At 44.8% G+C, this 7636-nt stretch carries 4 protein-coding genes; all 4 read left to right on the top strand.

Annotated elements, in window-relative coordinates:
* Positions 1–156 precede the first annotated feature (156 nt).
* The 4 genes from QUA88_RS03440 to QUA88_RS03425 all read left to right on the top strand — a co-directional run bounded on the left by QUA88_RS03440 (position 157) and on the right by QUA88_RS03425 (position 7547).
* The gene (locus QUA88_RS03440; RefSeq protein ID WP_333270258.1) at positions 157–1080 is read left to right on the top strand and encodes a hypothetical protein; all 924 of its coding nucleotides are present in this window, start codon (positions 157–159) and stop codon (positions 1078–1080) included.
* An 85-nt stretch (positions 1081–1165) separates the two neighbouring features.
* Positions 1166–4141, top strand: coding sequence for an L-glutamate gamma-semialdehyde dehydrogenase (gene pruA / locus QUA88_RS03435; protein WP_333051676.1), 2976 nt, complete (start codon positions 1166–1168; stop codon positions 4139–4141).
* A gap of 124 nt (positions 4142–4265) precedes the next feature.
* Positions 4266–5894, top strand: a complete 1629-nt coding sequence (locus tag QUA88_RS03430; protein WP_333209889.1) for a glycosyltransferase family 39 protein — start codon at positions 4266–4268, stop codon at positions 5892–5894.
* 15 nt (positions 5895–5909) lie between these two features.
* Positions 5910–7547: a glycosyltransferase family 39 protein gene (locus tag QUA88_RS03425; protein WP_333051682.1), complete on the top strand. Its 1638-nt coding sequence runs from the start codon at positions 5910–5912 to the stop codon at positions 7545–7547.
* The last annotated feature ends 89 nt before the right edge of the window (positions 7548–7636 follow it).

The following is a 7636-nucleotide window of genomic DNA, read 5'->3' as shown; positions in this document are numbered from 1 at the left end:
ACACAAGTACCATTTTTATGAACAGGCAAGATGCGTGTATCCGTGTCAAAATCACTGGTTGTGCCTTCTTCATTCTGCTAGATAATTTCAGTGCAGGCGATCGCACCAGTAACGTAAAATGTCTAAAAGCGGTCTTTGTAAAATAATTTTAGCCCCATGAGCGACGAACAGGAAAAAAAACAAATTTTGACTCAGCACCCGGAAATAATTTCCACTACCAGCGATGAGTTCGATCGCAGTGAAATTGCCAGGGCTGATTCAACTTCCGCATCAGCAGAAACTCCCGCAGAAATTGCCACGCCCGAAGATATTTCAGCGCCCATCGACGCAGCCGAAACAATTCCAGTTGTCGCCGATAGCACGCCGGAAACAACTCAAATTACAAGTTATCCGCCTCCAACAATTCCAACTGCCAACCCCGAACCAAAACCAGCTCGCTCGTGGCAAATCTTAGCAGTTTTTCTCAGCGGAATCTTAGTCGGTTCCGTCCTTAGTCTCGGCAGTTTGCTAGCGTGGAAAATGTATCAGGAAAGAGCCAACCTTCAAATCAAACTACCCGCTGACGTACCCCTCCCCGAAAGCCCTCCGCCTGTCGCCACAGCGCCCATCAACCGCAGGCCCGGACTTCCCCCAGCCCCTGGAAATGGGCGGCCCCCCACATTCCCTCCGTCGCCCCGTCCCACTCAAATCCCCTCTCTGTCTGGTGTTCCGCAACTTGCTTCGCCGTTGCCTTCTCCTTTGCCGTTGCCTTCTCCAACTCCAACTCCCGCTGCGGTTGAAACCCCTGTAACCGAGCGAGTTTACTTTCAAGCCGGTGCTACGGGAACTACTCTGAGCAATAGTTTGCGAGCCAACATATCCAGGCGCTACTTACTGGAGTGCAATAGCGGCCAAAGCATGACAATTAATGTTCAAGAAGGTCAAGTTAGCGCCGCAATTATTGCTCCTAACGGTGAAAATTTAGGTACTACTGATAGCACAGGTCAGTGGCAAGGTCAACTAGCCAGTAGCGGCGATTATACTATTGAAATTTCAGGCGATCGCCAAGCAAACTACCAAGTTAAGATTGAAGTCAAATAGCAAGTATAATTGTCTCAGGGGGTAGTTACACAATACATAAACCCGCCCTGGTTGCAAATTACAAATTACCCATTACTAATTACCAATGGTTGCACAAATATCTCCAAGCATCTACGAAGCAAAAACCCAGGAAATTGCCAAAGAAATCCTGAAGGCAACTCAAGACAAAAAGCGCTCTTTTTTCGGTCAACTGCAAGACCAAATGCGCTGGGACGACAAACTAATGGATTGGGCGATGGCTAACCCCGGACTGCGGGTGCAATTGTTTCGATTCATCGACTGTTTGCCGGCACTCCGCAGCAAGCCGGAAATTGCCCGCCACCTGCAAGAATACCTGACCGCCCAAGAGGTAGAATTGCCCGAAGCTTTGAAAAAATTACTCAATTTTACTAACGCTGATTCGATTCCTGGACAATTGGCTGCGACGACGGTTGCGCCTGCAGTGGAAACTTTGGCGCACAAGTATATTTCTGGGGAAAATATCAAGCAGGTAGTTAAAACTTTAGAGCGGCTTCGCAAAGATAAAATGGGTTTTACAGTTGACCTTTTGGGGGAAGCTGTCATCACTGAAACTGAGGCGGAAATTTATCTTAACCGCTATTTGGAATTGATGGAGGAACTCGCCAATGCAGCGAAGAATTGGCCGCAGGTAGATGCAATTGACAAAGCTGACGGCGAAACTTTGCCGCGAGTGCAAGTATCGGTAAAGTTAACGGCTTTTTATTCTCAGTTTGACCCTTTGGATGCTAAAGGTAGTGAGGAGAAAGTAAGCGAGAGAATTCGCATTTTACTGCGTCGCGCGAAGGAATTGGGCGCGGCGGTTCATTTCGATATGGAACAGTATGCTTACAAAAGTTTAACTCTGAGCATTCTCAAAGACTTATTGTTAGAGGAAGAGTTTCGCAGCCGCACGGATATTGGAATTACATTGCAAGCTTATTTGCGCGACAGCGCCCAAGATTTGCGAAACCTGATTTCCTGGGCAAAAAAACGCGGAAATCCGGTAACAGTGCGGCTGGTAAAAGGCGCTTACTGGGATCAGGAAACTATCAAAGCGATGCAGAAAGATTGGCCGCAGCCGGTCTACAATGACAAAGTTGCTACCGATGCCAATTTCGAGCAGATGACGCAGTTGCTGCTAGAAAATCACGAATATTTGTATGCAGCTATTGGCAGTCATAATGTCCGATCGCAAGCGAGGGCGATCGCCATTGCCGAAACTCTCAATATACCGCGCCGCCGCTTTGAAATGCAAGTGCTGTATGGCATGGGCGACAAATTGGCTAAGCTTTTGGTCGATCGGGGTTATCGCGTGCGAGTCTACTGTCCCTACGGCGATTTGCTGCCGGGAATGGCTTATTTGATCCGCCGTTTGCTGGAAAATACCGCCAACAGTTCTTTCATCCGGCAAAGTTCCGAAGAAATGCCGATCGAACAATTGTTAGCCGCACCAGTTGCTAACGGAAATGACCAGCTAGTTTACAGCAAAGTATTTCCCAACGTTGCCGATACCGACTACGCCAATACCAAATTGCGGCAACAAGCAGAAACAGCCATCAAATCAGTGCGCGCCAACCTAGGTAAAACCTATTTACCGCTAATCAATGGCGAGTACCAAAATACTGAAGCCACAGTTAACTCACTCAACCCTTCCAATCCCACAGAAGTAGTTGGCACAATCGGATTGATTTCCGAAGAACAGGCCAAACAAGCCCTTGAAGCAGCAAAAGCAGCCTTCACCGGTTGGCGAAAAACCCCCGTCCGCCAGCGGGCAGGCGTCCTCCGCAAAGCCGCAGAATTGATGGAACAGCGGCGGCACGAACTATCAGCTTGGATGGTGTTTGAAGTCGGCAAACCCGTCAGAGAATGCGATGCCGAAGTTTCCGAAGCTATTGATTTTTGCCGCTACTACGCCGACGAAATGGAACGGTTAGAACAAGGGAAAAATTACGACATTCCCGGAGAAACTAACCGCTACAGCTATCAGCCACGCGGCATTTCTTTAATCATTTCACCTTGGAATTTTCCCCTCGCAATTCCTGTGGGCATGACAGTTGCATCCCTGGTGGCAGGTAATTGTACTTTGCTCAAACCTGCGGAAGTTTCCTCAGTAATTGCAGCAAAAATAGCTGAAATATTGGTAGAAGCCGGAATCCCCAAAGGCGTATTTCAATACGTGCCTTGCAAAGGTTCCACCGTCGGCGCTTACATGGTGAAACATCCCGACGTTCACATGATTACTTTCACGGGTTCTCAGGAAGTTGGCTGTCAGATTTATGCCGATGCTGCGATTTTGCAGCCTGGACAAAAACACCTGAAACGAGTAATTGCGGAAATGGGTGGCAAGAATGCAATTATTGTCGATGAAAGTGCGGATTTAGACCAAGCAGTTGCAGGCGTAGTTTATTCGGCATTTGGATACAGCGGCCAAAAATGTTCCGCTTGTTCGCGAGTAATTGTGGTCGAATCGGTGTACGATAATTTTGTGGCAAGATTGGTAGAAGCGACGCGATCGCTCAATGTCGGCCCCGCAGAAAATCCCGGCACTCAAGTCGGCCCTGTGATCGATGCAAATGCCCATTCGCGCATCCGCGAATACATCGAAAAAGGTCGCGCCGAAGCTAAAATAGCTTTAGAAATGCCGGCACCAGAAACCGGTTATTTTGTCGGCCCAGTCATTGTTACCGAAGTATCGCCCACAGCAACTCTCGCCCAAGAAGAAATTTTCGGCCCGGTTTTGTCGGTGATTCGGGCTCGTAATTTCAGCGAAGCGATTGCGATTGCTAACGGTACTAATTTTGCTTTAACCGGCGGATTGTATTCTCGCACGCCTTCGCATATCGATCGAGCCGCATCCGATTTTGAAGTCGGAAACCTGTACATCAATCGCGGAATTACCGGGGCTGTGGTATCGCGCCAACCTTTCGGAGGATTCAAACTTTCGGGAGTTGGTTCTAAAGCTGGCGGCCCGGATTATTTGCTACAATTCCTCGAACCGCGCACCATAACCGAAAATATTCAGCGCCAAGGTTTTGCGCCGATTGAAGGAGTGGATGATTAATCATTCCTTTGTTTGTAGAGAGGACTGAAGTCCTCTCTCTGGCTGTTAAGTTGGTAGGGTGCGCCCAGCGCACCTTACAGGTGGGGTGACAGAAAAAAATTGTGGGAGATTAGCTAGTTATAAAATGGAATCTACCAAAGATCGCGATCGACTAAATTCTCACAACCCTTCACTTGACAAGTGGCTGCGATTTTTAATTATAGTTGTATTAGTCCTCGGCATATTCTTTCGCTTCGCCAACCTAGGAAAGAAAGTTTACTGGATAGATGAAAGTTACACATCCCTGCGGTTATCTGGATATACAGAATCTGAGTTTATTCAGCAAGTAGTTGACGGTGAAAGTCGGGACATTAAATTTTTACAAAAATATCAACGGATAAATTCAGAAAAAACCGTCGTAGATACCGTAAAAGGATTAGCTTTAGAAGAACCCCAACTCGCTCCGCTGTATTTTGTAGCGACGAGATTTTGGGTGCAACTGTTCGGCGATTCAGTGGCTGTAACTAGAAGTATGTCGGCTGTTTTTAGTTTGCTCGCATTGCCTTGTATGTATTGGCTGTGCTTAGAATTATTTGATTCCTCGCTGACAGCTTGGTTGGCAGTTTCATTACTAGCTGTATCGCCTTTTCAAATAGTTTACGCTCAAGAAGCTCGACCTTACAGCTTGTTTGTATTAATAATTTTGCTGTCTAGCGCTGCTTTGCTGCGGGCAATGCGGCTAAAAACTAACAGCAGTTGGGCAATTTATGCGGTAACAGTAGCACTGGGATTTTATTCTCACCTATTATTTGCACTGGTGGTGCTAGGGCATGGAATTTATGTAGCCCTCTCGGAAAATATGCGGTTTAACAAGACGGTAATTGGGTATTTTATAGCAGCAAGCGCAGGATTTATTGCCTTATTTCCTTGGACTGTAGTTTATTTAATAAATTCGCAAAATGTCAGTGACAAAATAGCATGGCAGTCCTTAAGAATTCCAATTTCAAAATTAGTTTTAAATTTCGTTTTAAACATTATTAGGCAATTTTTTGATGTAGGATTATACTCTGATTTGCCACGATTATATTTCATATTAACTATCCCAATTATTTTAATGATTTTAATAATTGTCGGATATTCTTTTTATTTGCTGCTGAGTCAGACAGAAAGACGTGTTTGGTTGTTTGTTATGACATTAACGTGCGTGACATTAGCCATTTTCCTGCCAGCGGATTTAATCTGGGGCGGAATGCGATCGATCAACACCCGCTACATGATTCCCTGTTATTTAGGAATGCAGATAGCTGTTTCCTATTTTTTGGCGGTAAAAATGACATCTCCTCAAGTTACAATGCAGTTGCTAAAGCTGTGGAGACTGGCTCTGGCTGCTTTGCTCTCTATTGGAATTATATCCTGCTGCATCTATTTGCCAGCAGACTCTTGGTGGAATAAAGACCGCTCTTATATTAACATCCCGATCGCCCGCACGGTAAACTCAGCTTCTCGGCCATTACTCATAACAGACTTGTGGGTGTATAGTGTAGATACGATCGGCAACTTACTCAGTTTGAGTTACTTAATCAATTCCCCTGCTAAGTTTTTAGTATTGCCACCTAAAATTGTGAAAATCCCACCAAATTTTAACGAGATTTTTTTGTATGGTATTTCCAGAGAATTCAAAACAGAAATAGAAAAAAATACTCGTTATGAAATACCAACTCTTTACACTCTACAAAATCAACATATAATTTTGAGAAAATTGCTAAAAAAATGAAGTAGGGTTGGAAAAATGCGTTTTAATGTTCCCCGAAATTGGCTGCAATTTTTAATTATAGCCGTATTAGTCATAGGTATTTTATTTCGGTTCGCCAATCTCGATCGCAAATTTTACTGGATCGACGAAACATATACTTCTTTAAGAGTTTCTGGCTACACCGAAGCCGAAATAATCAAAGAAATTTCCTACCAGAAAATAACCTCGCCTGCGGATTTACAAAAATATCAGCAGATAAATTCCGAAAAAACCTTAAGGGATACCCTGAATTCTTTAGCAACAGAAGACCCCCACCACCCGCCGCTGTATTACGTATTAGCGCGATATTGGGCGCAATGGTTCGGCACTTCCGTTGCAGCAATGAGAAGTTTGGCAGCCGTGATTAGCCTGCTAGTATTTCCCGCAATTTATTGGCTGGCTTGGGAGTTATTTGAATCTTCAGCAGTAGCATGGATGGCGATCGCAATTTTCGCAATTTCTCCCTACCACATCCTCTTTGCCCAAGAAGCAAGACAGTACAGTTTGTGGACAGTAACTACTATTTTATCCACTGCCGCCTTGCTGCGAGCAACACGCCCTGACGAAAATCAAAATCCTGTCGCCCTTGTTCTTTCCTGGGCGCTTTATGCAGCCACAGCAACACTGGGATTGTACACCCACTTGTTATTTGTCTGCGTCGCTGCCGCCCACGCAATCTACGTCGCAGTTATTGCCAACTGGCGCGATGTGAAAACATTTATTTCCTATTATGTAGCATCTTTAATCGCTTTGATATGCTTCATGCCTTCCCTGGTAAATACTGTAGAAAATTTCAATCAAGTTAGAAGCACAACAATATGGGCAGAACAAACAAATTTCTTAAGATTAGTCAGCAGATGGGTTGGTTCCATCACCATAGCATTTTTTGATATTGGCATTGATGGAACTGCCAACGCCACACAACTTGCCTTGCTAATTCCAGTTGGTATCATGATTCTAGCTTTAGTCGGCTATGCCCTTTATTATCTATGCCGACAAACACCAAAGCGAGTGTGGTTGATTGTATTGTTATTAATTGCAACAACTGCTTTGTTTTTAGCAGTGCCTGATATAATCAAGGGTGGAAGGCGATCGGCAAATCCGCGATATTTAGTTCCTTGTTATGTGGGAATTCAGATAGCAGTGGCTTACCTGCTGTCTGCGAAAATCAGTAGCAATTTGGAGAAATTAAAACAGCAAAAACTGTGGAAAATAGTTATAGTGGGAGTTTTTTCCGCAGGTATTATATCCGGTGGAGTTAGTTCTCAAGCAGATATTTGGTGGAATAAAGGCAGCGGTTGGTTGCGTGCCTTGGAAGTAGCCGCAACTGTCAATCAAGCCAGCAATCCCCTATTTATCAGCGATGCCAATATTGCATATATCATGCCTTTAAGTTATTACCTAGAACCCAAAGTAAAACTGCTAATAGAACCCCGCTGTTACACTTCTTGCTACAAAAATCGAGAATTGGCAAAGAAAAAACCCCAACCCCCGCAAATTCCCGGCGGTTTCAGTGAGTTGTTTTTATACAGACCGTCCTCTACTTTGCGATCGGCAATTCAGCAACAAAACTATCAAATAGATCCGGCTGACACTAATGTCGAGCTTAATCTGTGGAAAATTACCAAGAAATAATCTCAAATATTAAGGCAAAAAACACGGGTTTGTGGCCCAAAAATGTCTTATTCACTGCGACATACTGGCCATAAACGGCATTTTTGAAA

The sequence above is a fragment of the Microcoleus sp. D3_18_C2 genome (assembly GCF_036702395.1).
In the GTDB taxonomy this organism is placed as follows: domain Bacteria; phylum Cyanobacteriota; class Cyanobacteriia; order Cyanobacteriales; family Microcoleaceae; genus Microcoleus.
This window is presented reverse-complemented; position numbering and strand designations above follow the sequence as displayed.

Excerpts from the sequence above, each read along its gene's own strand:
- QUA88_RS03425 (WP_333051682.1), top strand. The coding sequence starts at position 5,910 with ATGCGTTTTAATGTTCCCCGAAATTGGCTGCAATTTTTAATTATAGCC.
- QUA88_RS03430 (WP_333209889.1), top strand. The coding sequence starts at position 4,266 with ATGGAATCTACCAAAGATCGCGATCGACTAAATTCTCACAACCCTTCA.
- pruA (WP_333051676.1), top strand. The coding sequence starts at position 1,166 with ATGGTTGCACAAATATCTCCAAGCATCTACGAAGCAAAAACCCAGGAA.
- QUA88_RS03440 (WP_333270258.1), top strand. The coding sequence starts at position 157 with ATGAGCGACGAACAGGAAAAAAAACAAATTTTGACTCAGCACCCGGAA.